The organism is Candidatus Gastranaerophilales bacterium (genome assembly GCA_028693235.1).
In the GTDB taxonomy this organism is placed as follows: domain Bacteria; phylum Cyanobacteriota; class Vampirovibrionia; order Gastranaerophilales; family Gastranaerophilaceae; genus JAQUVW01.
Map to the genome: position 1 here is coordinate 531,200 of JAQUVW010000001.1, position 24,740 is coordinate 555,939.

The 24,740-nt window shown below is 34.4% G+C and carries 22 protein-coding genes; 9 read left to right on the top strand and 13 right to left on the bottom strand.

Going from position 1 to position 24,740, the window contains the following annotated elements; genetic code table 11:
* Positions 1–40 precede the first annotated feature (40 nt).
* The 3 genes from PHV37_02585 to PHV37_02595 all read left to right on the top strand — a co-directional run bounded on the left by PHV37_02585 (position 41) and on the right by PHV37_02595 (position 2,820).
* Entirely contained in the window at positions 41–1,243 is a 1,203-nt protein-coding gene (locus PHV37_02585; protein MDD3236968.1) for a patatin-like phospholipase family protein, read from the top strand.
* Positions 1,221–1,721, top strand: coding sequence for an HAD-IB family phosphatase (locus PHV37_02590; GenBank protein ID MDD3236969.1), 501 nt, complete (start codon positions 1,221–1,223; stop codon positions 1,719–1,721). The genes PHV37_02585 and PHV37_02590 overlap by 23 nt, the downstream gene beginning before the upstream one ends.
* 253 nt (positions 1,722–1,974) lie before the next feature.
* Complete coding sequence (locus PHV37_02595) at positions 1,975–2,820, top strand: hypothetical protein (GenBank protein MDD3236970.1); 846 nt, start codon at positions 1,975–1,977, stop codon at positions 2,818–2,820.
* A 39-nt stretch (positions 2,821–2,859) separates the two neighbouring features.
* On the opposite strand, the gene PHV37_02600 is transcribed toward PHV37_02595, so the two are convergent.
* From PHV37_02600 to eno, 5 genes are all read right to left on the bottom strand, one after another.
* Positions 2,860–3,633, bottom strand: a complete 774-nt coding sequence (locus PHV37_02600; GenBank protein MDD3236971.1) for a hypothetical protein — start codon at positions 3,631–3,633, stop codon at positions 2,860–2,862.
* A gap of 104 nt (positions 3,634–3,737) precedes the next feature.
* Positions 3,738–4,595 (bottom strand): tetratricopeptide repeat protein, encoded by an 858-nt coding sequence (locus PHV37_02605; GenBank protein ID MDD3236972.1) that lies wholly within the window; start codon positions 4,593–4,595, stop codon positions 3,738–3,740.
* Position 4,596: 1 nt separating this feature from the next.
* Positions 4,597–6,075 (bottom strand): Asp-tRNA(Asn)/Glu-tRNA(Gln) amidotransferase subunit GatA, encoded by a 1,479-nt coding sequence (gene gatA, locus PHV37_02610; protein ID MDD3236973.1) that lies wholly within the window; start codon positions 6,073–6,075, stop codon positions 4,597–4,599.
* A gap of 75 nt (positions 6,076–6,150) precedes the next feature.
* Entirely contained in the window at positions 6,151–7,488 is a 1,338-nt protein-coding gene (lpdA, locus tag PHV37_02615; protein MDD3236974.1) for a dihydrolipoyl dehydrogenase, read from the bottom strand.
* Positions 7,489–7,559: 71 nt separating this feature from the next.
* Positions 7,560–8,891 carry a phosphopyruvate hydratase gene (gene eno / locus PHV37_02620; protein ID MDD3236975.1) on the bottom strand — a complete coding sequence of 444 codons (1,332 nt, stop codon included), beginning with the start codon at positions 8,889–8,891 and terminating at the stop codon, positions 7,560–7,562.
* A 146-nt stretch (positions 8,892–9,037) separates the two neighbouring features.
* Between eno and PHV37_02625 the strand changes: the two genes are divergently transcribed.
* Positions 9,038–9,775: a Bax inhibitor-1/YccA family protein gene (locus PHV37_02625; protein MDD3236976.1), complete on the top strand. Its 738-nt coding sequence runs from the start codon at positions 9,038–9,040 to the stop codon at positions 9,773–9,775.
* 101 nt (positions 9,776–9,876) lie between these two features.
* On the opposite strand, the gene PHV37_02630 is transcribed toward PHV37_02625, so the two are convergent.
* Positions 9,877–11,085, bottom strand: coding sequence for an aminoacetone oxidase family FAD-binding enzyme (locus PHV37_02630; protein MDD3236977.1), 1,209 nt, complete (start codon positions 11,083–11,085; stop codon positions 9,877–9,879).
* Complete coding sequence (gene folK, locus PHV37_02635) at positions 11,078–11,590, bottom strand: 2-amino-4-hydroxy-6-hydroxymethyldihydropteridine diphosphokinase (GenBank protein MDD3236978.1); 513 nt, start codon at positions 11,588–11,590, stop codon at positions 11,078–11,080. The genes PHV37_02630 and folK overlap by 8 nt, the downstream gene beginning before the upstream one ends.
* 74 nt (positions 11,591–11,664) lie before the next feature.
* Here folK and PHV37_02640 point away from each other — a divergent pair, with 74 nt between their 5' ends.
* Genes PHV37_02640 through PHV37_02650 form a run of 3 tightly spaced genes read left to right on the top strand, consistent with a single transcriptional unit; the run spans position 11,665 to position 14,542 of the window.
* Positions 11,665–12,312: a riboflavin synthase gene (locus tag PHV37_02640; protein MDD3236979.1), complete on the top strand. Its 648-nt coding sequence runs from the start codon at positions 11,665–11,667 to the stop codon at positions 12,310–12,312.
* Positions 12,312–13,538 (top strand): bifunctional 3,4-dihydroxy-2-butanone-4-phosphate synthase/GTP cyclohydrolase II, encoded by a 1,227-nt coding sequence (locus PHV37_02645; GenBank protein ID MDD3236980.1) that lies wholly within the window; start codon positions 12,312–12,314, stop codon positions 13,536–13,538. The genes PHV37_02640 and PHV37_02645 overlap by 1 nt, the downstream gene beginning before the upstream one ends.
* A 14-nt stretch (positions 13,539–13,552) precedes the next feature.
* Positions 13,553–14,542 (top strand): GNAT family N-acetyltransferase, encoded by a 990-nt coding sequence (locus PHV37_02650; protein ID MDD3236981.1) that lies wholly within the window; start codon positions 13,553–13,555, stop codon positions 14,540–14,542.
* Here PHV37_02650 and PHV37_02655 read toward each other — a convergent pair.
* Positions 14,539–14,742, bottom strand: coding sequence for a hypothetical protein (locus tag PHV37_02655; GenBank protein MDD3236982.1), 204 nt, complete (start codon positions 14,740–14,742; stop codon positions 14,539–14,541). The two genes, PHV37_02650 and PHV37_02655, sit on opposite strands and share 4 nt — an antisense overlap.
* Positions 14,743–14,981: 239 nt before the next feature.
* On the opposite strand from PHV37_02655, the gene PHV37_02660 reads away from it, so the two are divergent.
* Positions 14,982–15,434 (top strand): YhcH/YjgK/YiaL family protein, encoded by a 453-nt coding sequence (locus PHV37_02660; protein MDD3236983.1) that lies wholly within the window; start codon positions 14,982–14,984, stop codon positions 15,432–15,434.
* Here the strand turns inward: PHV37_02660 and ruvB are convergent.
* Together ruvB and PHV37_02670 are read right to left on the bottom strand one after the other, a co-directional pair.
* Entirely contained in the window at positions 15,431–16,501 is a 1,071-nt protein-coding gene (gene ruvB / locus PHV37_02665) for a Holliday junction branch migration DNA helicase RuvB (GenBank protein MDD3236984.1), read from the bottom strand. The two genes, PHV37_02660 and ruvB, sit on opposite strands and share 4 nt — an antisense overlap.
* Positions 16,502–16,530: 29 nt before the next feature.
* The gene (locus tag PHV37_02670) at positions 16,531–17,856 is read right to left on the bottom strand and encodes an ArsB/NhaD family transporter (GenBank protein MDD3236985.1); all 1,326 of its coding nucleotides are present in this window, start codon (positions 17,854–17,856) and stop codon (positions 16,531–16,533) included.
* Positions 17,857–18,037: 181 nt separating this feature from the next.
* Between PHV37_02670 and pyk the strand changes: the two genes are divergently transcribed.
* Positions 18,038–19,483, top strand: coding sequence for a pyruvate kinase (gene pyk, locus PHV37_02675; GenBank protein MDD3236986.1), 1,446 nt, complete (start codon positions 18,038–18,040; stop codon positions 19,481–19,483).
* 52 nt (positions 19,484–19,535) lie between these two features.
* On the opposite strand, the gene PHV37_02680 is transcribed toward pyk, so the two are convergent.
* From PHV37_02680 to PHV37_02690, 3 genes are read right to left on the bottom strand one after another with little or no spacing between them, the layout of a single operon-like run.
* Entirely contained in the window at positions 19,536–19,952 is a 417-nt protein-coding gene (locus tag PHV37_02680) for a hypothetical protein (protein MDD3236987.1), read from the bottom strand.
* A complete protein-coding gene (polA, locus tag PHV37_02685) occupies positions 19,952–22,831 on the bottom strand; it encodes a DNA polymerase I (protein ID MDD3236988.1) in 2,880 nt (959 codons plus the stop codon). Before polA ends, PHV37_02680 begins: the two co-directional genes overlap by 1 nt.
* Positions 22,832–22,885: 54 nt before the next feature.
* On the bottom strand, positions 22,886–24,664 hold the full coding sequence (locus tag PHV37_02690; GenBank protein MDD3236989.1) for a tetratricopeptide repeat protein: 1,779 nt from the start codon (positions 24,662–24,664) through the stop codon (positions 22,886–22,888).
* Positions 24,665–24,740 lie beyond the last annotated feature (76 nt).

Genomic DNA, 24,740 nt, shown 5'->3' on the forward strand with positions numbered 1-24,740 from the left:
TTTTTAGTATTATTGGTAAAGTTAGATTCGAGGCAATATAATGAACAAATCGCTAAATTATAATTTGATATTAGGCGGAGGTGCCGTTAGAGGAATAGCTTATGCTGGTGCATTCAAGGCTATGGAAGAACTTAATATTAAATTTGATACCATTGCCGGGTCTTCTGTCGGCTCAGTTTTTGCTACATTATATTTGCTTGGATATACTCCTTCTGAATTGAAAGAAATTTGCTATACTATCAATTTGAATTTATTTCGAGATATAAATCTTAATTTGAATGGAGATATTTCATTAAGTAAAGGTGAAGTATTTGTTAATTGGTTGCGTGAATTATTCGAAAAAAAATTCTATGGCGATAAATACGAAAAAGGACAAAATCCTCCGATCACCTTTCGTGATTTAGATAAAAAATTATATATTTTAACGAGTGACTTGCAAAATAATAGGACAATTGTTTTTTCAAATTCAAATTCTCCTGATTTTGAAGTCGCAGAAGCTGTAAAAATCTCCTGTTCTTTCCCCGGCTTGATGAAACCTACACAACTTAACGAACATTTTTTAATCGACGGTGATTTAGTAAAAAGCTGGCCTTTGTGGAAAACTGACGCAGAACTTGAAAATACAGATGACAGAATTTTAGAATTTAGATTAGAAGGTTGCCATGAGTGCGTAAACATAAAAAAACCGCTTGATTATTTCAATGCTGTGTTTAGTACTTTTACGAATTTTTGTACAGAAAATGTGCTGATGACATATAATCACAAAGATAAATATGACTATGTTGTTATTGATGCGAAAGATTTATTGCTTCTTGACTTTAATTTGCCTAAAGAAAAACGTGATTGGCTCATTGAAACCGGCTATAAAACAACGATAGATTATTTTAAGAAGTCCTTGCCTGAGAAAAAGAAAACACTAATTCCTTATTATACAAATTTGCTCTCTTTGCTAAATTCATTGGAGTTTGCTATTTCTTCTGAAAATATTCCGGAAGCCAAAGATTTTGTTTATGAACTAATTACTGATTTGCTTGTTTCCGGTGAGTTTATTGATGAAAAGATATCAGAAAAAGTAAAATACTTAAAGAAAATTTTCTTTTCAAATTATTATAAAACAACCTTTTTACATTCAAAAAAATTGAAAAATATTCCTCTTTGTTTGAAAATAGTTAAAGAGTTGATGGTAGAAATAAAAGAAAAGCTGTTGGAATTAAAAGAATATGTCGAAGCAAATCAACAATAAGTATGTTTTAGTTTCTGATTTTGACGGAACTATAACTAAGAAAGATTTTTTTTCTTATGCCTTTGAAACAATCCTGACAAAAAAAGATATGAAACCTTGGGACGATTACAAGGAAGGTAAAATCTCTCATGTTGAGTCTTTGCACAGAGTCTTTTCCAAGATACATATTAAAGAGCAAGAGCTTCTTAAACTTATTGATACAATGGAGTTTCAAGATGGTTTTGTCGAAACTTTAAATTTGTGCTCAAAAAAGCAAATGGGTTTTCATATAGTGAGTGCTGGTGCCGATTATTACATAAATAGGGTTTTATCGCGACTAGATAAGCAGTTTGATATTCCTTTGTTAGCGAATAATTCTTCTTATTCTATGGAAACAGGATTGAAACTTTATCCTCCTCAAAAAGATGATTCATATTTTGATTCTGAGGTCGGTGTTTCCAAAGAAAAATATGTTATGCATCTTAAAGAGCAAGGATAAACAATCATCTTTGCGGGTGACGGGCGACCTGATTTTGAGCCTGCAAAGCTTTCTGATGTTGTGTTTGCCAGAGATAATCTAAAGCAGCTCTTAAAAAAAAATAATCTTCCGTATTTGAATTTTAATTCGTATTTTGACATTTATAATTATATTTCAGATTGTTAAATATTACGTATTATTCTTAAAAAAATATCCAAATTAGATTTTGCTTCGGGTATAATTATTTTATGGGAATGCTATAGATGAGGGTCTGATGATAAACACAGTTAATTGTGCCGAAGATGAGACGGTATCACAAAAAAATAAGATTAATATGATTTTTGAAATAGTAGAGGCAGTTAAAAAGCTTATCGCAGAAGATAAGGCTCAGAAACAACCTCTTTTTTTAAATATAAATGAACAATTTCTACTAAAATTAGTAAAAACTATTGTAAATAAGAAATCCTCAACTTATTTGATTGGCATTACCGGTGAATCTGCCTCAGGTAAAACGACACTTGTTAATAATGCGGCAAAAGCTTTTGTTGAACAAAAAGAAGAAGAACTTTTTACAACAGTATGTTGTGACGATTATTATTTTGATACTGCAAAAGAGCTAAGAGAAGCAGGAAGTTATGAAAAACTTTTTGAAAAAGGTTTTAGTCTAGACACTCCGGATGCAATAAATCTTGAATTGATGAAAGCTCATCTTGTTAGCTTGAAAAATGGTTGCGGTGTAAATGCTCCTGAATATGATTTTGTAACTTGTGAAAGCAGACCAAATTCAATTTATAAAAAACCTGCCCAAATTGTACTAAATGAAGGGCTTTATGTCTTGGATAAAAGTCTTATAGATGTTCATGATATCAAGGTCTATGTTTTTACGCCATTCGATATGCTAAAGGAACGTTGGTACAAAAGAGCTGAAATGCGTGGAAAAGTTGGAAAAGCTGCTGATATGCAGTTTGCTGATGTAAATGCAACGGCTCAAATATATATTAGACCTACAATGCAAATCGCAGATGTTGTTGTAAATGGATTAACAACATCAGAATATATTGAAGAAGTTACCTCAAAACTTCTTTCTATTGTAAGAAAAATAGTTCAATCATATAAATAAAGAGGTATCAATGATACCTCTTTTTATTATGTTGTCGGCTTATTTATATTGTCCTGAGTAAATGCCTTCTTGGTCCATAAGTTTTATTGCTAGTTCATAGTATTTAGACCAATATTCAGTAGAGCCTTCTTCGTATTTGCTCAATTGAGTTTTGATTTCGCTTGTCATCCATTGAGGCATCGCTTGTTTAATAGTTTTCAAAGTGTCGTGAGAAAGAATGCTTTCATAGTTGTCAGTGTTTTCAACTTTGCCCCAGTAGCTTGTGTCAACTTCTCTTATTGTATAATTTTGCAAGCCCCATTTTGCGTTGTCGCATTCAGAAAGATTGAAAGTTGCATCTGTTTGTTTTCCGTCAGATACGCCACCGAAAACGAAATCATAGAAATTAATTTTATTTTGATTTACTTCAAAAACATCGTAAGGTTTGCCGTTTTCCCAGCTCATGCCTAATTTTTCAGTAAAGCCTTGTTCGTCATAAACTGCATATTGCCCTTTAGTAAAATCTATGTTTGTGAATAAGCTGTCGTCTTTGTTTTCGAACAAAATATCATTTTTGTTGCTTTCGCTTTGCAGATATTTATCCCAGCTTACAAGATTTGCATTATTGCCGTCACCTAGAGTGTCGTCACCTTCGATATGATTTTCAATGCGTTGAAGGACTGAGTTGCCGTCAGTACCTGAGCAGAACAAGCTACTCTTAAAATCGGTGTAGCCCATTGAACGTGCTCTTTTTTTATAACGATTCCATTGCACATCGTATTCTGTTCCAAGATCACCTGTTTGACCTGATTGAACGCGATTGATACTTGTCATAAATAGCTCCTGTATATAACCTTACAATTATATAAAACCCAAAAATATATCCCTCATGCATAAAAAGTATATATTGTTACAATGCTTAACATTAAATAATAGGTCTACTTGAGAGGGTATCTCATAACTACATTGCTGCTTTGCTCTGATATATATAAAACGTCGTCTTTGATGTGTAAATAATATGGCTTGTAGATTTTTTCCATGAAAATATATACACGCCCGTTGGGAATGACTTTAATTATGTTATTGTTGTTATAGTTCGCAATGTATAAGTTGTCAAAACGGTCGATAGCCATACCGATGGGACCATTTATTAGTTTGCTTTTAACGAACAGAGATGTTTTTTTAGAGGGCGAGATTTTCATTATTGAACTATCTGCGAAGCAGGCAACATAAACATTTCCTTTTGAATCGACGGCAATTCCTGTAGGGGAAGCGAATTTGTCTAATACCACTCGCTTGTTTGGATTAGCGACATTCGATTTCATTCTGGTCATTCGTTCTTTTTGGATTTTTATTGCATAATTACAATCGTTTTTCATTTTTGAAGCTTCTGCTGATTTTTGAGAACTTTGTGGGATTAAATTTGCGTATTTTAAAGCTGTTTGGTAATTCCCGCGTTTATAGCATATTTTTGACAACTCAAGTGCCGCATCATAGTCGTATGGGTTTATTTTCAATACCGCTGAATATGCTTGAATAGCTTTTTCTGATTGACCAGTTATTTCATAAGTTATCCCTAGATTGTAGTAGGCATCTGTAAAATCAGGTTGAATTTCAAGAGCTTTTTTATAAGAATAAATAGCACTGTTATAGGATTTTGCTTGATAGTAGTAGAGTCCTTGATTGTATAATTCAATCGCCTTGAATGAATAATCAGCCGCAAACGCAGTGGTAGCGGTTGCGACTAATAAAACTATTAAAAATAAATTTAAAAATAATTTTTTTGAAATTTTCATATTAAGCTTTAACTAACTCAGGTTTATTTTGATTAAAATTAACTGCTTGTTCAAGAGAATAAGCTGTTTGTAACAATTTCGCTTCGTCTAAAGTTTGAGCCAACAATTGAATACCGATTGGCATATTTGCTTCATCAAGTCCATATGGAACATTCATTGCAGGGATTCCTGCTAGGTTTGCTGTAATAGTCGCAATATCTGTTAAATACATGCTTAAAGGATCTGAAACTTTAGAGCCTATTTCAAAAGCTGTATATGGGCAAGTCGGTGAAAGAAGCACATCTGCTTTTTCAAAAGCCTTGTCGAAGTCATTTTTAATCAAACGACGTAATTGTTGAGCTTTTTTATAGTAAGCGTCGTAATAGCCAGAACTCAACGCATAAGTGCCAAGCATTATTCTTCTTTTTACTTCCGCACCGAAGCCTTCCGCTCTTGTTTTGTTATACATTTCAATGAGGGTTTCCGGGTTCGCTGTGCGGTGACCGTATTTTACGCCATCAAATCTTGCAAGGTTTGAGCTTGCTTCAGCTGTTGCGATGATGTAATAGACCCCAATAGAGTGTTTGATTAAAGGAAGTGAAATTTCAACGATTTCAGCACCCATAGATTTATATTTTTCAATAGAATCTTGAATCGCTTTTGATACAGAGTCAGAAAGTCCTTCGCTTATCAATTCTTTTATGACTCCTATTTTAAGTCCTTTTATTCCGTTTTTTAATGTTTTAGTAAAGTCCGGAACTTCAAGATTTAAAGACGTAGAATCTTTTTCATCATAACCTGAAATGGCATTTAAAAGCAAAGCAGCATCTTCTACGCTGTGAGCGAATGGACCAATTTGGTCTAAAGAAGAAGCAAATGCGATTAAGCCGTATCTTGAAACACGTCCGTATGTGGGTTTTAATCCAACTAAACCGCAAAAACTTGCAGGAAGTCTGATACTTCCTCCAGTGTCAGAGCCGAGAGCAAGGGTCGCTTGCCCTGAAGCAACAGCTGCTGCTGAGCCACCAGAGCTTCCGCCGGGGACTTTGTTTAAGTCCCAAGGGTTGTGAACAAGTTTTGTTGCAGAGTTTTCGTTACTTGAACCCATTGCGAATTCATCGAGATTTGTTTTTCCGATAATCGGAATTAAATTTTCTTTTAATTTTTTTGTAACAGTTGCATCGTAAGGTGATACAAAGTTTTCTAATATTTTGCTTGAAGCGGTTGTTTTGTAGCCTTTGAGGTTGATATTATCTTTAAGAGCAAGAGCAATACCTGCAAGAGCTGGAATTTGTTCGTTATTAGCTATTTTTTCATCAACTTTTTTTGCTGTTTCAAGTGCAAAATCTGTTGTAAGAGAGTTGTATGCACCTATTTTTTCATCGATTGATTGAGCTCTGTCAATCACAGCTTGAGTAAGTTCAGTTGCTGAAACTTCTTTGTTTAGAAGGGCATTGCGTTGTTCAGTAGCTGTTTTTGTAATTAGTTCTTTGATATCCAATTTTTCAATCCTTCATGTCTGTTATTGTCTTTATTATAGTTTAAAAAAGTAAAAATGTTTAGTATTTTATATAGTTTAATTCTTACGGAGGTGAATAGCTTCGCCTGAAAGTGACATTATTGCTTCAAAAATACCTTCTGCGTAGGTCGGGTGCCCATGTATGGCTTTTGAAATCGCCTTTGGAGGCATATTATTAGCCATTGCAATAGCAAACTCTTGAATCATTGCGGAGGCTTCTTCGCTAATGATGTGTGCACCTAAGATTTTTTCTTCTGTCGCTAGAATTTTTATAAAACCTTCTGTTTTGCCGTCCGTATTGGCTTTCCCAAGAGCGGCTATAGGAACTGAAACTTTTTTGTAGGTTCCTTCTTGTAAATCTTGCTCTTTTTCTCCAATCCAAGCAACTTCAGGGTAACCATATATTATTGCGGGTACAAGTTTTTTGTCGAAAGAATTTTGTTTGTTTTCTGTAATGTAATCAACTAAACAAATAGCCTGATAAATTGCACTGTGGGCTAGCATTGAAAGCCCGTTTATATCGCCGATTGCATATATGTTTTCGTGGTTGGTTTGGTAATTTCCGTTAATATCGATAAATTTTGAATATTTTATTTCTATATCAGATTGTGGCAAATTAGCTGACCTGCCCGTAGCTAAAAGAATTGCGTCAGGGGTATATATTTTATCGTTTGTGAGAGTCACAGTTTTTTCGTCAATATTTTTAATTGAGGTTGATTTACAATATTCAATTTTATTTTTTTTGAAAATACGTTCAATTCTGACCGAAACGTCAATATCTGCTTGCGGAATAAGATTTTCGGCAAGTTCGATTAATGTTACTTTTTTACCGAGTTGTGAAAAAATCCTTGTCCATTCTATGCCGATAGCCCCAGAACCAACAATCATAATGTTATCTGGGTATTTATTCATTTTTAAAATATCATCAGAAGTTAAGATGAAGTCTTTTTTATAGGTACCTTCAAATTTAAATATATTAGGCTTAGAGCCTGTTGCGATAATTATATTTTTGCATTCATAAATATTCCCTGCAGCACTAATTTCATTGTTGCTTTTTATGATTGCTTCGCCTTCGACTATTTCAATTCCGTATGAGCTGATAAGTTGAGTTAGAGATTTTCTTATCTTTTCGACCAAAATATTTTTTTTGTCATTCATTTTTCCTTCGTCGATATTTTTTATGTCGACTTCAATTCCAAAATTCAATGCGTTGCGTATTTCGGTTATGGTATCGGCGTTTTTAATCATTGTTTTGGTGGGGATACAGCCTTTGTTTAAACAAGTTCCTCCAACTTTATCTTTTTCGAAAACTACTACTTTCAGTCCTTTTTGAGCGGCTCTTATTGCAGCAGAATATCCGGCGGGTCCTGAGCCTATAACACCAATATCAAACATAAAAAATCCCTCACTTACTAATTAAGGTTATTATACAATAAGAGAGAGATTTTTGCCTAATATTAAATTTGCTATTCGCAATTACAGTTATTGCAACCGCATTTGCATTTACTTCCTGATTTTTGACCTTGGAAAGCTGCAAGTCCTAAGTATTTTGCTGCACTTCCCAATTCTTGCTCAATTCTGATTAGTTGGTTATATTTTGCAATTCTGTCTGAACGTGAGGCTGAGCCTGTTTTGATTTGGCCACAGTTTGTAGCAACGGCTAAATCCGCAATAAAGGTATCTTCTGTTTCACCTGAACGGTGTGAAACAACTGCACTATAGCCTGCAGAATGAGCCATTTCAATTGCTGCTAAGGTCTCAGATAAAGTGCCGATTTGGTTTACTTTTATTAAAACGGAGTTTCCGACACACATTTCAATACCTTTTTTAATTCTTTCTGTATTTGTCACGAAAAGGTCATCTCCAACGAGTTGACACTTATCTCCGATTTTATCGGTTAATAATTTCCATCCCTCCCAATCTTCTTCCGCCATGCCATCTTCAATTGAGATTATTGGATATTTTTTTACCCAAGAGGCTAAAAAGTCGACCATTTCTTCTCTTGAGAATGATTTTCCACCTTCTCCATCAAGTACATATCTTCCGTCTTTGTATAATTCAGAGGAGGCAACATCTAAACAAATTTTTATTTCATCAGTTGTATAACCTGCATTAGAAATAGCTTCAAGGATTATTTGAATTCCTTCTTCGTTCGAATCTAAATCGGGAGCAAATCCTCCTTCATCGCCGACTGAAGTCGCCATTCCTCTTTTGTTCAAAACTTTTTTCAATGAATGAAAAACTTCTGCTCCCATTCTTATGGATTCTTGAAAGTTGATAGCTCCAACAGGTGCAATCATAAATTCTTGAAAATCAATATTGTTGTCAGCGTGAGCTCCACCGTTTATTACATTCATCATTGGAACAGGTAACGTGTTTGCTGTTAGACCGCCGAGATATTTATATAGAGGCATTTCGTAAGCTACAGAACAAGCTTTCGCAATTGCGAGCGAAACTCCAAGTATTGCATTTGCACCTAATCTGCTTTTGTTTTCGGTTCCGTCAAGATTAATCATTAATGTATCAATTTCGTATTGGTTTGCGGCGTTTAGCCCGATTATTTCAGGTGCAATTTTTGTATTTACATTTTCTACAGCTTGCAATACACTTTTCCCGTCAAATCTACTTTTATCACCGTCCCTAAGCTCAATTGCTTCAAATTTTCCGGTTGAAGCTCCTGATGGAACGTCTGCACGTCCTGTTGCACCACAAGATAATTTTACTTCTACTTCTACAGTCGGATTACCTCTTGAATCCAGAATTTGTCTAGCTTTGACATCTTCAATGTAACTTGGCATAATTATTCTCCTTTATTAGAAAAGACACACGGGGATTATCTCATATTGCGATGGTTTTTTCAACAAATAATGAGGTTATTTTTTCGGCTATGTGTTATAATTCATCATGAAAATTATTTGGTATTTATCATTAGGAGGAAATAATTATGATGGAAAACAAAAACCCTGTATTTTCGCAAGGTGTTGTCGGTGATGTCCAATCTATAGAAGGAGCACCGATGACTGTTTCAGGCACAATGAATAAACTTATTTTGTGTATGTTTATTATGATTGCTTCAGGTGCTGCTGTTTGGCAACAATTTACATTAGGATATATGGACAAAGTCAATATGCTAATGATGGCGGGACTTGTAATTGGGTTGATTTCAGGATTTGCAATTATTTTTAAACGTGATTGGGCTCCTGTTTTAACTCCGGTTTATGCTTTCGCAGAAGGTGCATTATTGGGTGGTTTGTCGTCAATTCTTGAGGCTCAATTTAAGGGAATTGTCGTGCAGGCAGTTGCTTTGACCTTTATGGCTGTTTTAGCTATGGCTATTTTGTTTAAGGCTAATATTATAAGAGCTACAGAAAAATTCAGAAGTGCAATTATCACTGCTACCTTTGCAATTGCGATTTTGTATTTTATAAGCATTATTGCCGGCTTTTTTCATATACAAATCCCTGCTATTTATAGTTCCAGTCCAATCGGGATTGCTTTTAGTGTAATAGTTTGTGCAATAGCTGCTTTCAATTTGATTTTGGATTTTGACTTTGTAGAGCAAGGTGTTCGCCAAATGTTACCGAAAAATTACGAATGGTATGGTGCTTTCGGTTTGATGGTTACCATTGTTTGGTTATATGTCGAGATTTTAAGATTGCTTTCAAAATTAAGAGATAGATAATTTAATCAAAAATTACATCAAAGGACACGGCAAACGCTTGTGTCCTTTTGTTTTTCATAACTATGCAAAGAAAAGTTGGTGACAAAGGAAAAATTATTTGATTAGTTTTTAATTATTGCATTTGCGGCGACAAAAGCAGTTGACCAGCAACTTTGGAGGTTGAAGCCGCCTGTAAATCCGTCGATATTAACAACTTCACCACAAAAATATAAGTCTTTTATGATTTTTGATTCCATTGTTTTGCTGTTGATTTCATTAAGTGCGATGCCACCTGCTGTTACGATTTCTTTGCCTTTTGATTTCGAAATTACATTCATTTCAATATTTGAGATATTGTGGGCAAGTTTGTTTTTTTCTTCTTTTGTAAGGTGCGTAATTCGTTTTTCTTGGTCAATTCCGATTTTGTTTATAATTAAATTTCCCAGTTTGTGGGGTAACAGTTGCGAAATTGCATTTTTTAAGCTTCGGTTTGGGAATTTTTCTATTAATTCTGTTATATAAATTTTTATTTCTTCTTCTGTTAGTCCTGTAGAATTCAGGTGCAATTTTAAAGGTTTTTCCTTTGAAAAATTTGTGTAAGCACAAATTGAAGATATTTTAAAAATCGCAGGTCCCGAAATAGAATTGTGGGTAAATAGCATGTCATCATATACTTTTGCAATTTTTTTCCCTTCAAATGTCGCATTTAAGGTTATTTTATTTAATGTTAAGCCTGACAGAGAATAAAATTCGTTTTCTGCTAATTCTAGAGGAGCTAAAGCTGCCTTCGGTTCTATTATTGTATGCCCCATATCTTTTGCTATTTTAAAACCGTTTCCTTTGCCTCCTGTTGCAATGATTGCAATGTCAGAGTTGTATTTTTTGCTTTCGGTTTCAATTATAAATGTGTTGTCTTGCTTTATAGATGTGACTAGTTCATTTTTGACGTGTATTTCATATTTGTTTAAAAGATAATTTAATATTTTTGAAACTTCTTTTGAACTTTCGCAGGTCGGGAAAACTCTTGAATCTTCTTGCACAAAGGTGTCAATGCCGATTGATTCAAAAAATTCTATTGTGTTCAATGCATTGAATTGAGAAAAAACAGAAAGAAGAAACTTTTCACCTCGAGGATAAAATTTGACTAATTCTCTGTTATCAGGCTCAAAGTAAGTTAGGTTACACCGTCCACCTCCAGTTGGAAGTAGTGTTGAAAGCGGTTTTTTGACATCAAAAACTGTTATATCAAAAGCTCTAGATTGTTGAGCTAAAAATATTGCAGCTAGGGCTCCAGCGGGTCCTCCACCAATTATTGCAACTTTTTTATTCATTAAATTCAAATCTGGTTCCGTAAAGATAGATATCTTCAGGATATTCTAAAGCCTCATGTAAATCTATCAGTGATTTATGTAATTTAGGGTGTATATAGTCAGGAATAAGCTCAAGCAAAGGCACAAGTGCAAAAGCTCGCTCATGTAAGTGTTTATGAGGGATTATTAAATCCTGTTCTTCAATAACTTCATTTCCGTATAACAAAATATCAATATCAACAGTTCGAGGGCACCATTGGTTATTAGGGTCACGTTTTCGTCCCAGCTTTGCTTCTACGTCAAGACATAATGTTAAAAGCTCTCGTGGCGGAAGTTTCGTTTTGACTTCTATAACTGCATTTAAAAACCAATTTTGTTCCTTGTTTCCCCAAGGCTCGGTTTCGTACATTGTAGAGCTACGTATTAAATTCAAGAGTTTTGATTCAATAAGCAAGCTCGTAGCTTGTTGAATGTATCCGACTCTGTCTTCAATATTTGACCCTAAACATAAATATGCTATTGGCATTTGTGCTCCTTTGTTTCTATTTTATTATTTTTTATAAACTTTTACAAGTACATAATTTGTGGTACATTGTTTCTATGTTTACAGGTTTGATAGAAGAAACAGGTTCGTTGAAACAAATCAAAAGTTCCGCCCAAGGAGCGGAGTTGACGATTTCTGTTTCTTCAAGTTTTCTTGAGGATGTAAAAATTGGCGACAGCATTTCTGTCAATGGGGTTTGTCAAACTGTTGTTGAATTTGGGCATGACTTTTTTAAGACCGAATTAACAAATGAAACGTTATCAGTTACTGTTTTTTCTGATATTAAAGTTGGCATTTCTTTAAATCTTGAAAAAGCTCTTTTGCTTACAGAAAGGCTCGGTGGTCATTTTGTTGCAGGACATATTGATTGTAAGGCGAAATTTCTCGGGGCAAAAGTTGATGGATTTTCTGAAATCTTAACTTTTAATATTGATGAATCTTGCAAAAAATACCTGATTCATAAAGGCAGTATCGCTATAAATGGTGTTAGTCTTACTATATCAGAGGTTAAAGATTCTGAATTCTCAGTAGCTACAATTCCCTTAACTTTGAAACATACAAATTTGAAAACTCTTTCAAAAGGCGATTACGTCAATATTGAAGTTGATATGCTATCTAAATATGTTGAAAAATTTTTGTTATTGAAGAATAATAGTGCTACAATAATTGATGAAAACTTGTTGAAAGAGAATGGCTTTTTATAATGTCCGAAAATAAAGATATACTTGAATTTAATACTATAGTTGAAGCTATTGAAGATTTGAAAAACGGCAAAATGATTATTGTTGCTGATGATGAAAATCGTGAAAATGAAGGTGATATAATAATTGCTGCAGACAAAATTACTCCGGAAGGCATAAACTTTATGGTTTCTAATTGTAGAGGGCTGGTTTGTCTTGCGATGACTCCTGTAAAAGCTTCTGCTATTGGGCTTTCACCTATGGTACAAAACAATACGGATATTAAAAAAACAGCTTTTACTCAAAGTATTGACGCTGACCAAAAATATGGCATAACAACCGGTATATCTGCTTTTGATAGGGCTAAAACCATTGAGGTCGCTATCTCTAATGATACTGTTGCAAAAGATTTGAGAAGACCCGGACATGTATTCCCTCTTATAGCTAAAAAAGGTGGCGTTTTGGAGCGTGTAGGTCATACAGAGGCTGCTGTCGATTTAACAAGGCTTGCCGGGCTTACTCCTTCAGGTGTTATATGCGAAATCATGAACGAAGACGGTTCTATGGCTCGCCGTGACGATTTGTTTGCGTTCGCTAAAAAACATGGCATTAAATTTGTAACCGTTGAACAACTCATAAAATATCGTTTGACTAATGAAAAATTCGTTACTCGTGAAGCTGTTGCTAATTTACCAACAGAGTTCGGTGATTTTAAGATTTACGGCTATGTCAATAATTTGAACGGAAAAGAACAAGTGGCATTAGTCAAAGATGACGGCTCAGACAAAATTCCATTGGTTAGAGTCCATAGTGAATGTTTAACCGGTGACATATTCCACAGCTTGCGTTGTGACTGCCAAAGCCAGTTAGAAGCTGCCCTAAAAGCTGTAGATAAATACGGAAAAGGTGCTGTTGTCTACATGCGTGGGCATGAGGGTCGAGGAATCGGGCTTGTTAACAAAATTAAAGCTTATAATTTACAAGAAAAAGGGCAAGATACAGTTGAAGCTAATGTTTCTCTTGGCTTTGAACCTGATTTGAGAAATTATGGCGTTGGGGCTCAAATTTTGATAGATTTGGGTTATACTAAATTTAAGCTTATTACGAATAATCCTAAAAAAATTATCGGATTAAAAGGTTATGGCTTGGAAGTCGCTGAAAGAGTTGCTTTGACTCCAGAGCTTAATAAATACAATGAAAAATACATAAAAACAAAAGCAACAAAAATGCATCATTTGATAAAATTTTAATTACGGAGAAATTTATGGCAAATATCATGATTTATACTGTTGAACCTTATTCTGACAAATTTTACAGAACATTTGCCGGTGTTTATAATGATTTTAAATCAAAAGCTGTTTCAGAATATTTATTCGAGCTTGAACCTCTTGATTATGATGATTTTGTCAAATATGTGAAAGATGAATTAATCCAATGTTTGATTTTGTTTGAAGATAATATTCCTACTGCTTTTTTGGCTTATACGACTGTTATTTCTGAATCTGTTGAGCTTAATATTATTCATACTATAAATGATGAAAATGCTAATCACAAAAGAAGATTGTTGATTGAAAAGTTCTTGGAAGTGACAAGAGATGTTATTACACAAAAAGTTGTTACATATCCATTGCTTGGTAAACAAGCTGATTTTGTAAGAGAAATTACACATTATAATTTCCATTTGGTAGGGCATTCTGTCGTCAGATTTGCCTTAAACAATATTGGTAGCATAAAAATATTAAAAAATGTCCAACTCCCCACACTGGATAATCAATTGACTATCGCTGATTGGGATTTGAGCTATTTTGACAGAGCTGTTGAAGTCATTCACAATGCTTTTAAAGACCGTTCTGATGCTCTTTTTGATACCAGATTTAAGTCTATAAGCGGGACTCGTGACATTATTGAAAAAATTACCTCCAGTATTTACGGCGAATTCCTTGCAAAAGAAACGAAAGTGTTGCTCTACAAAGATAAACCAGTTGGCTTCTGCTTTGCAAATTTAACAAATGCAAAAATCGGAAATATTCCATTAGTTGCTGTTGACAAAAAATTTAGAGGTAGAGGCTACAGTAAAATATTGTTGCACTCTTGTTTAGACAACATTGTTTGCTCTGCAATGAATCAAGGTCTGCCTCTTGTTGAAGTTAACGCTTCTGTTGACACAGAAAACTACCCTGCTATTAAAATGTATCGGGCAGTCGGCTTCAAGGAAGATTATACTTATCCTCAAGCCTTTAGACCCGCAGGTTAATTGTTGCTCAGCACCAGTCTGAATGTTGCAAGATTCTTTATCGATAGCAATCGATGCTTGATTTCTTGTGACTGTGTTATGTCAAAAATTCTTATTATTCTTTGAATTTCTTCCCTATTTTTTCTGTCCGACAAATCATAGACGTTCTTCTCCGGATCTGCAATAACCCCCGTCAATGTGTTTAATTCTCGTTCGTTCATTTTCCTCACCTAGATAATTATGTATGTATAACTGAGCCCATTTTGCATTTGCAATGGTGCCCTTTTCTCACTTTTTGGAAAGAGTTTGTTATAGCTGTTTGCTATCAGTTTCTCTCGAAATCTAAATGTGATATTTTGACCTCGTGTATATATAAAGTATTTTTTATTTCAATAATTGCCTTTTTGTAAAATTAATATTAACATTGTCTTTAAAGAACTTTATATTTGGAGGAAACGCTATGATAGTTGATAATATAGAAAATTTTGAAATGTATATTTCTTTAAATGATAAATTCGAAACAGTTAAACAATTTATATCCGAGCATGATTTGTCTACTATGGAGCCGAAAAGATATTATATAGATGAAGAGAATTTGTATGTGAATATTGAAGAATATGTTACAAAACAAGACTCAAGTTCTAAACCTGAGTCACATAAAAAATATATTGATATCCAGATGGTGATTGAGGGTGAGGAGCTTATCGGGTATTCTGACGTTAAAAAATGCAGCCAATATACATTTTATGATGATAAAAAAGATATTGAATTTTTAAATGGTGACGTTGATTTTGTAAAAGCTGATAATACAAACTTTTTTATATTCTTTCCCTCTGACGCTCACAAGCCTTCAATTGCTGTGAACGAGCTAGGCTCAAAAGTCAAAAAAGCAGTTTTTAAAATAAAAATCTAATTTCCTTCTTCAAAAAAAGAATGTTGCAATGAAATGTTTTTGTACCCCAAACATTTACAGGCAAAAGGTGTGATTTTGCGTCCTCTTGGTGTTCGTTGAATAAAGCCTTCTTGTAAAAGGTATGGTTCATAAACATCTTCAATAGTTTTTGAGTCTTCGCCGAGTGCTGCAGCCAGTGTCTCTAGCCCTACAGGACCGCCTGCATATTTCTCGACAATCAATGACATTAGGGCTCTATCAGTGTTATCTAGCCCGTATTTATCTATTTTCAAAGTGTCGAGAGCTTCGTTTGAAATATCCTCTGCGATTATGCCGTCAGCTTTGACAAGTGCAAAGTCGCTAACCCTTTTTACAAGCCTGTTTGCAATACGTGGAGTTCCTCTTGAGCGTCTAGCGATTGCTGTTGCTCCTGAGTCTGTTATTTCTATATTTAGGATTTTCCCTGTTCTTAAAACTACCTGTTTTAATTCTTCAAGGGTATAAAATTCGAGCCTGTGTATAATGCCAAATCTGTCCCTTAATGGGCCAGAAAGCGAACCTGCTTTAGTTGTAGCACCGATGAGAGTGAATTTCGGGACAGGAACTCTTAATGTTTTTACAGTTTGAGCTTTGCCTGTTGTCATATCAAGGCAAAAATCTTCCATCGCAGAATATAAAATTTCTTCCGCAACTTTATTTAAACGATGAATTTCGTCAATAAACAAGACTTCTCCACCTTTTAATGACATCAAGATTCCGATAATATCCCTCGGTCTTTCAAGAGCAGGAGCCGATGTTATTTTTATTTGTGAGTCCATTTCATTTGCGATAACGCTTGCCAGAGTGGTTTTCCCAAGTCCTGGTGGACCATAAAAAAGTAAATGGTCTAAAGGAAGCTCGCGTTTTTTAGCAGCCTGAATAGATATTTTTAAAGTGGATTTTAAAGAGCTTTGACCTATATAATCATCGAAAGTTTTTGGACGAATATTATTTTCAAATGACATGTCAAAATCAGTTTGTTGAGAAGTTACTTCTTCTCTTGGAACTGATTTTGACTGTTTCTTTTCGTCATCTGAAAATATTGCCAATGCTAATATCCTTTGTTTTTCTTAAATTGTTAATGAATTAAAAATCTAAAATAAATATAGATTGAGCTTAATACTAAAGACATAAACGTAATAATAACGCCGTATTTTAAAAATCTCATAAATGAAATCGGGCAATTATGTTTAGCCGCAGTTTCTGAAACAATTACGTTAGCCGCAGCTCCTATAATAGTCATGTTGCCTCCAAGACATGCTCCGAGTGATAAGCACCACCATAGAGGGTGAGCATAGTGAACTCCTTCTACAAGTTGGATTTGATAAATTAAAGGTGCCATTGTCGCAGTGTAAGGAATATTGTCAATTATACCTGATAAAATTCCTGATGCCCATAAAATCAACATCGCTGTAGCTGTTTCACTTCCGTGGGTTACATCTAAAACCCATTGAGCAATAAGCTTTATGCCTCCAGAAGCTTCAAGTCCGCCGATTATTGTGAATAAGCCGATGAAAAAGAAAATAGTATTCCATTCAACGTGCGGCAATATTTCTTCAGGTTTTTCAAATATGAGTAGCACACTTGCACCAAGCATTGCAATTAAATATGTTTCGATATGGGTAATATCGTGAGTTACAAAGCCCAAGATTACTAAACCCAAAACAATCAATGAACGAATCATAAGAGCTTTGTCTGTAATTGTGCATGAATTATCAAGAGTAGCAACTCTTTGCATATTTTCGTGTGCAGTTTTTAGTTGTTTTCTGAATATAAACGCCATGATTGCTATTGCACAGATAAGTATTACTGACACAATTCCTGTCAATTCATTTAAAAATGTCATAAATGAAAAACCGGCTTTACTACCGATAATGATATTCGGAGGGTCACCGATTAATGTAGAAGTGCCTCCTATATTAGATGCCAAAACTTCTGTTATTAAGAACGGAATTGCATCAAGTTCAAGTTCTTTGGCTATTACAAATGTGACAGGCATAATCAATATAACAGTCGTTACGTTATCCAAAAATGCAGAAGCAACTGCAGTAAATAATGCTAATGCAATCAAAACCCATATTGGGTAACCTTTTGTCAGCTTTAAAAGCTCTATTGCTATCCAATTAAATACTCCGCTTCTTGCTGAAATATGTACAATAATCATCATGCTTATTAGCAAAAATACAACATTGAAGTCGACAAAATTTATAAAATACAATGGGTTTATTCCGTCATGACCTTTGTGTTGAGATACAAGCCCCAATAATATAGTGGCACTTGCTCCGAGTAATGCTACTGTAACTTTTGAAATTTTCTCAAGGGCAATAAATATATAGGCTATGATTAATATCAAGCCAGATAGCAATATTGCATTCTGAGATACAAATGAGTGTATCGCTTCCATATTCTCTCCTCTTAAATCTTATTTTTCAATTCTAACCCAGACAAAAACTCAAGTAAAGGTGTTCTAAATCCATTGTTTTTTTAATAAATTTTTTTGTAGCAAAAATAAATATTTGAAATATAATAACTCTAGAATTAGTAAAAAATGGTAAAATCGTTACATCATATAAAGGAACATTAGTATGTCTAAAATTAAACGTGCAAAAACAAAAATCGTTGCCACATTGGGACCAAGCACCGATGAGGAAGGTATTGTTGAACAATTAATTATGGCCGGTGCCACCATGTTCAGAATTAATACTTCTCATCAATCTGCTGAAATCCATGCTAAAAGAATTGCTTCTGTAAGAGAAGCTTCTAAAAAACTTAAAAATTTTAATCCGGTTTTAGTTGATTTACAAGGACCAAAAATAAGAGTCGGTAATCTTTTGGAACCAGTTTCTTTACAAGAAGGGCAAATTCTCGTTCTTGAGGCTGCTCTCGACCAAACTGATAAAAGTATTATTCCTGTTGATTACAAAGGAATTGCTAATGATGTCAAATCAGGTGATAAAATACTTTTAGATGATGGCAAAATTGAACTTGAAGTTATAAAAGTTGAAGGAACAAAAGTTACGGCAAAGGTTGTATATGGTGAGCTTTTGAAATCAAGAAAAGGCTTAAATCTACCCGGTTCTACAGCAAGCTTGGACGCCGTTACTGAAAGAGATGTAGAGTTTATCAAATTTGCGATTGAGCAAAATGCAGATTATATCGCTTTATCTTTTGTGAGAGAAGCGTCTGATATATTACTTGCAAAAAAATATATAAAAGAGTTCGGCGGATTTATTCCTGTTATTGCTAAAATAGAAAAGCCGCAAGCTGTTGAAAACCTAGACGCAATTATGGATGCTGCTGATGGTATAATGGTTGCTCGTGGCGATTTGGGGATTGAAATGTCGCCTGAAGAAGTTCCGATTGCTCAAAAAATTATTATCGACAAAGCAATTAGAGCAAGAAAAGTTTGTATTGTTGCAACTCAAATGCTTGAATCAATGATGGAAGAACCCATTCCAACGAGAGCTGAAGCTAGTGATGTTGCTAATGCTATTTTGGACGGAACTGATGCTGTTATGCTTTCAGGAGAAACTGCTTCCGGTAAACATCCTGTTGAAGCTGTTAAAATGATGAGAACAATTGCCGACAGAGTCGAAAATTGCGATTTCTGTCTTTCTAATCTTGATTTGGAAATTAATGATAAATATGAAATTTCTCCCCAAGCAATTGCAAATGCTGCCGTTAAAATGGCTCAAGACTTACATGCGAAAGCCATACTAGCTTTTACACACACCGGATATACTCCTAGGTTGCTTGCCAAACTCAGACCAAGCGTGCCTTTGATTGCAATTTCTGATTTGGAAACTACTTGTCGCCGTTTGAATTTGTTTTGGGATATATATGCTTTCCAAAAAGATTGGGATACTGTTTTGAATGCTGAATTGTTAAACAAAATTGATGAATATATTTATGAAAATACAGAATTCAAAAAAGATGAAAGAATTATTATTGTCGGTTCAATTCCAAAATTGATTACCGGTAGAACCAATTTTATAAGAGTTCATAGAATCGGTGCTCCAACAGAAAGATAAATATAAATAATATTCAAAAGTAATATTTAAAGCACTTCTGATAAGGAGTGCTTTAATTTATTGGTAATTGTAGTTTTGAGTTGGCGTTTTGGTCGATGTAACTGTATATGTTTTCAATTAACTGAGGTTGAAAATCATATTCGTTGTCCGTTGGTAAAATTCTTATAAATGTATTTTGATTATCTATTTGCGAAACAATAACTAAAAATTCATCGTCTTCGGCTTTGAATAAAATGCTTCCAGCCTTGTATTCTATTTCTTTGACTTCGTATTGATTTTTAGTTAAAGCGGCTAAGGTTATGAAAAATAAGTCCTCTGGTTTGATTTGGTATTTTTTTATACAGTCAAGGTAGGTCAAAAATGTTTTGTTATATTTTTCAGGTTTTATTTTTTCGGTTTTTGCAGGTGTTATTTGGGCTGTAAAAAATAGGAAGAATATCAATAAAAATATCTTTAAATTTTTTATCATTAATTTTCCATCCAGCTTTTACCGACTGCAATATCTACCTTTAAGGGGATTAAAAATGGTTGACCGAGCTCCATTGATTTGACAACAAGTTTTTTAACTTCGTCAAGTTCTGTGTTCAATACTTCTAAAACAAGTTCATCGTGTACTTGTAAGATTATTTTTGATTTAAGATTATTGTCGAACAGGCTTTTTTGAAGTTTGTTCATTGCTATTTTTACGACATCAGCGGCAGTTCCTTGAATTGGGGCGTTTATAGCGGCTCTTTGAGCTGCTTCTTGTATTTTGCTTGTTGCACTTGTCAATTCAGCTGCCAAATGGCGTTTTCTTCCGTATATTGTTTCAACATAACCGTGTTCGTATGCGAATTTAATTGTGTTTTCCATATATTCTTTAACTTGTGGGTAAGTTGCAAAATATTTGTCGATAAATATTTGAGCCTCGATGGAGCTTATACCAAGGCTTGACGCCAATCCATAGCGTGATTGACCGTACACAATTCCAAAGTTTACGGCTTTTGCTTTTCTTCTCATCTCTTTTGTAACGCCTTCTATCGGCACTTCAAAAACTTTTGCGGCAGTTATTGTGTGGATATCTTCGTCCTCACAAAAGGCTTCAATTAAATTGTCATCTTTTGCACAGTGAGCCAAAAGACGCAATTCAACTTGAGAGTAATCGGCAGACAATATCACTGCATTTTCTTTATCTTTTGGGACAAATGCTCCTCTTATTCGGTTCCCGAGAGCTGTTCTAATCGGGATATTTTGCAAGTTCGGGTTGGAGCTTGAGAGCCGACCCGTTGAGGTTATAGTTTGGTTGAAACTTGTGTGCAATCTCTGGTCAATAGGGCTTATAAGCTGTGGAAGAGTTTCAATGTATGTGGTTTTTAGCTTGCTTAAATGGCGTTGCTCAAGAATATCCTTTGCAATTTGGTTGTATTCTGCAAGTTCTTCCAAAACCTTGGCACTTGTTGAGTAGCCGGTTTTTGTCTTATTTTTACCTTTACCTTTGAGCTTTAATTTTTCAAAAAGAATTTCGCCAACCTGTTTCGGGGAATTTATGTTGAATTCTTCTTTTGCTTCTTCATATATTTTTGCCTCGACTTCTTGCAAGCTTTTATTTATTTCAACGTCGAGCTCTTTCAAATAATCTTTGTCAATGCTTACGCCGTTCCATTCCATTTCGGCGAGGACAAGAGTAAGTGGAACTTCTATATCGTATAAAATATCAAGTTCTTTATCGTCGAGATTTTTTTGCCAAAATCTTGAAAGTTCAAGAGTTGCAAAAGCGTCGTCACAAGAGTAATTTGCAGCGTCTTCAATTGGAACAGTTTCCATTGTTATAGCATTTTTCCCTTTGCCCGTAAGTTCCTCGTAGTCAGTCATTATGTAGTCGAGATGTTCGCTTGCTTGGACTTTTAGCCCGTGTTTTCTTGATGAGTCTTTAATGTAGCTTGCGAGCATCGTGTCTATAATAATGCCGTTTAAATTCATGCCGTTTCTTCTTAAAACATTATAGTCAAACTTAGCGTTTTGAAGAGATTTTGATATTTTTTCGTCGGATAAAACCGGCGACAGTTTTTCTTTTACATATTCTAAGTTGAGTTGTTCTCCAACTTGATGGAAAAGCGGTATGTAGTAGCTATAGGTCTTATTTTCATTTGTATCAATGATTTTAACCCTGTTATTTTTAGCCGTTATTTGTTCGTTGTAGGCGATTGAAATTCCCACCAAATCGCTTTCTAAAGGGTCTAGGGACGTTGTTTCAGTGTCGATTGAAAACAGTGTTTGAGTATTTAGTTTCTTTATTAAATCATCAAGTTTTCCTTCGGTATCGATGACAATTTTTTCAATTTTGTAATCTTTTTCAGATATTGTATTTAGTTGAGATACAATTCCCAATCCTAATTGCAATTGACCTTGAGAAGGAACAATTAGGCTTGTTTGAGTTGTTTCTTTTTCTGTATTCTCTTGCTTGGGGATATCAATTTTGAAAGGTTTCATTATTTCATCGATATTTTTTAAAAAGCTATATAATTGATTTTTTTTGAAAAACTCTATTACTTCTTCTACATTCGGGTTTTCAAGTTTTGTTGTTTCAAAGTCGAAATCAATATCAATATTTTTTTGAATTGTGGCTAATTCTTTGCTTAGTTTTGCAATATCTTCATTATCTTTTAGTTTTTGTTTTAGAGCTTTGCCTGAAACATCTTCAATGTGGGCATAAACTTCTTCTAGTTTATCAAATTGACTCAATAATTTTGAAGCAGTTTTGTCGCCAACTCCTCTAATTCCTGGGATATTGTCAGAGGTATCACCGCTAAGCCCTTTAAAATCAATGATTTGATAGGGGTAAACGCCCATTTTGTCATGGACTTTGTACCAGTCATACATAACGAGCTCACCTTTTGAGGGCATTAAAACCGAAATAAAACCATCTCTGTCAATCAGTTGAAAGGAATCTTTATCGCCTGTCAAAATGATTGATTTGTGTCTTAATTGTTTTGCTTTTGTAACTATGGTGCCGATTACATCGTCCGCCTCATAGCCTTCTTTGGTAAAAATAGGGATATTGAAGGCTTTTAGCCCCTCAATAATTAAGCCTAGTTGACTATGTAAAGTATCCGGCATTGTTTCCCTGTTTGCTTTGTATTCAGGGTACATTTCGACTCTGTAGGTTTGTCTGCCCACATCAAAAGCTACAGCGATAGAATCAGGATGAATATCTTTGTTTTTCAGCATATCAAAAAGTGCTTTAAAAAAGCCGAAAACAGCCCACGTCGGTTGATTTGATGATGTTTTCATTCCTGTTCGCTCAAGTGCAAAGAAATATCTATATGCAACAGCGTGCCCGTCAATCAGTACTAATGTTTTTTCGCCCATACTCTCCCCTTTAGCTTTATTTTAAGGGAAAAATCAGATTTGGGCAAGTTAATTTCATTTGTTTGCTAATGTATTTAAAAGTTCTGTAGCTTCTTCTGATTCAGGGATTATTTCAATTATCTTGTTCAGGTATTCAATCGCTTTATCTTTTTGCCCGAGTTCAATCTCGCATTTTGACATATTTAACAAATTGGGGGTATTGTCAGGATAGCTTGCGTTTACAAGTTTGAATTGACGAAGAGCTTCATCATATTTTTTTTGTTTCATGAGGCAAATCCCAAGTGAATTTGCAACTTCAACGCTTGGTGATATAAAATAAGCATCTTCTAACAATTTTTGAGCGATATCATATTTCTTTTTCATAAAATAAGATTTTGCTAAATTGTGCATTATGTTTATATCTTGAGGTGCAAGGCTTCTGGCTTTTTGTAATACCTCTATTGAATCTTTGAGTTTGTGCATTGATGCGTAATTTTCACCTATCGCAACAAGCATAGAGACAGGAAGGTTCTCCATTTTTAAAAGCTTGTTATATATTTTTTGAGCCTCTTTATAATCATTCATAACGTGGTAATAATTTGCATATTCGTACAGAATAAATGGGCTGTTTTTATCAAGTTTATATGCTTGTTCAAATTCATCTTTTGCATAATCAAAAAGTCTGTGTGTAAGATAAATTACTGCCAAATCTTTGTGGGCTATTGCGTTATCAGGCTCAAGTTTCAAAACTTTTTTCAGGATATTTTCAGCCTTATCAAGCTCGTTTGTCTTCGCACAAAGCATTGCATATTGATAATACATGTTTGCGTGGACTTTTCCCTTGTTGATTAGGTTTGCATAAATGTTTTTTGCAGCCTCAAGATTTCCTGTTTCAATCTGTATTTCAGCAAGTTTCTCCATAAAAACGGAGGTTTGCGGGTTTACAAGTGCAAGGCTTTCAAGTATGCTACAAGCCTTTTTGTAGTCTTTTATTGCTTGATAAGAAACCGCCAAGTTGAATTGATAGTTTTGCTTTTCAGGGTTTGAATATGTCAAAGTGTTGTAATACTTGATTGCGTCTTCCCAATCTTGTGAGTTAAAAGCCGCAAGTGCTACAGCATTGAGATAAAAAGGATTGGGGTCTTTTTCATAGGCTTCTTTTAAATTCCAATAAGCTTCTCGATGTTGGTGCATAGATTGATATGCAATACCTATGTTGTAGTAGCCCACTGCGTTTGACGGGTCAAGCTCTATCGCTTTTTTGAAGCATTCTAAAGCTTTTTCGGAATTTTTGAGTGACATATTTGCTGTGCCGAGATTATTGTATAACATTGAACTTTCAGGATTTAATTCAATCGCTTTTTCTAGTAATTCTGCTCCTGTTTTATTGTTTTTTAGTCCCAAATTTACCATTGCTAATATGTAATAAACTTGATAATCTTCAGGTGCTAGTTCTTTTAGTTTTTCTGCAAAATTCAATACTTTATGCGGTTCATTGGTTTTCATAAATCCAATTGCAAGATTCTTGTATGCGTCAACATAGTCAGCACGCATTTCTATAACTTTTTTGAAGGCTTCTCTTGCTTTTAAAATGTCTTTTTTAGCGTCAAAGATTACGCCGATATAATATAATGCCAAGGCGTTTTCTTTATCAATTTCAAGTATTTTAGAAAAATATTTGTAGGCTTCATCATAATTGTTAAGATTTACATAGCAAAGACCAATCGATTTTAATACTTCGATGTTAGTCCCATCTTCTTTTAGAAGCTCTTGTAATCCCAATAGTGCACTCTCGAAATTTTTCTCTGTTATTTGTGCCAGTGCTGTTTCAAGCTTTGTATTGAATTCTGTCATGATAATCCTCTTTGTCCCGTATTATATCATAAATTATTAAAGCTGAATAATCACGCATGCCGTGACGAAAAAATTA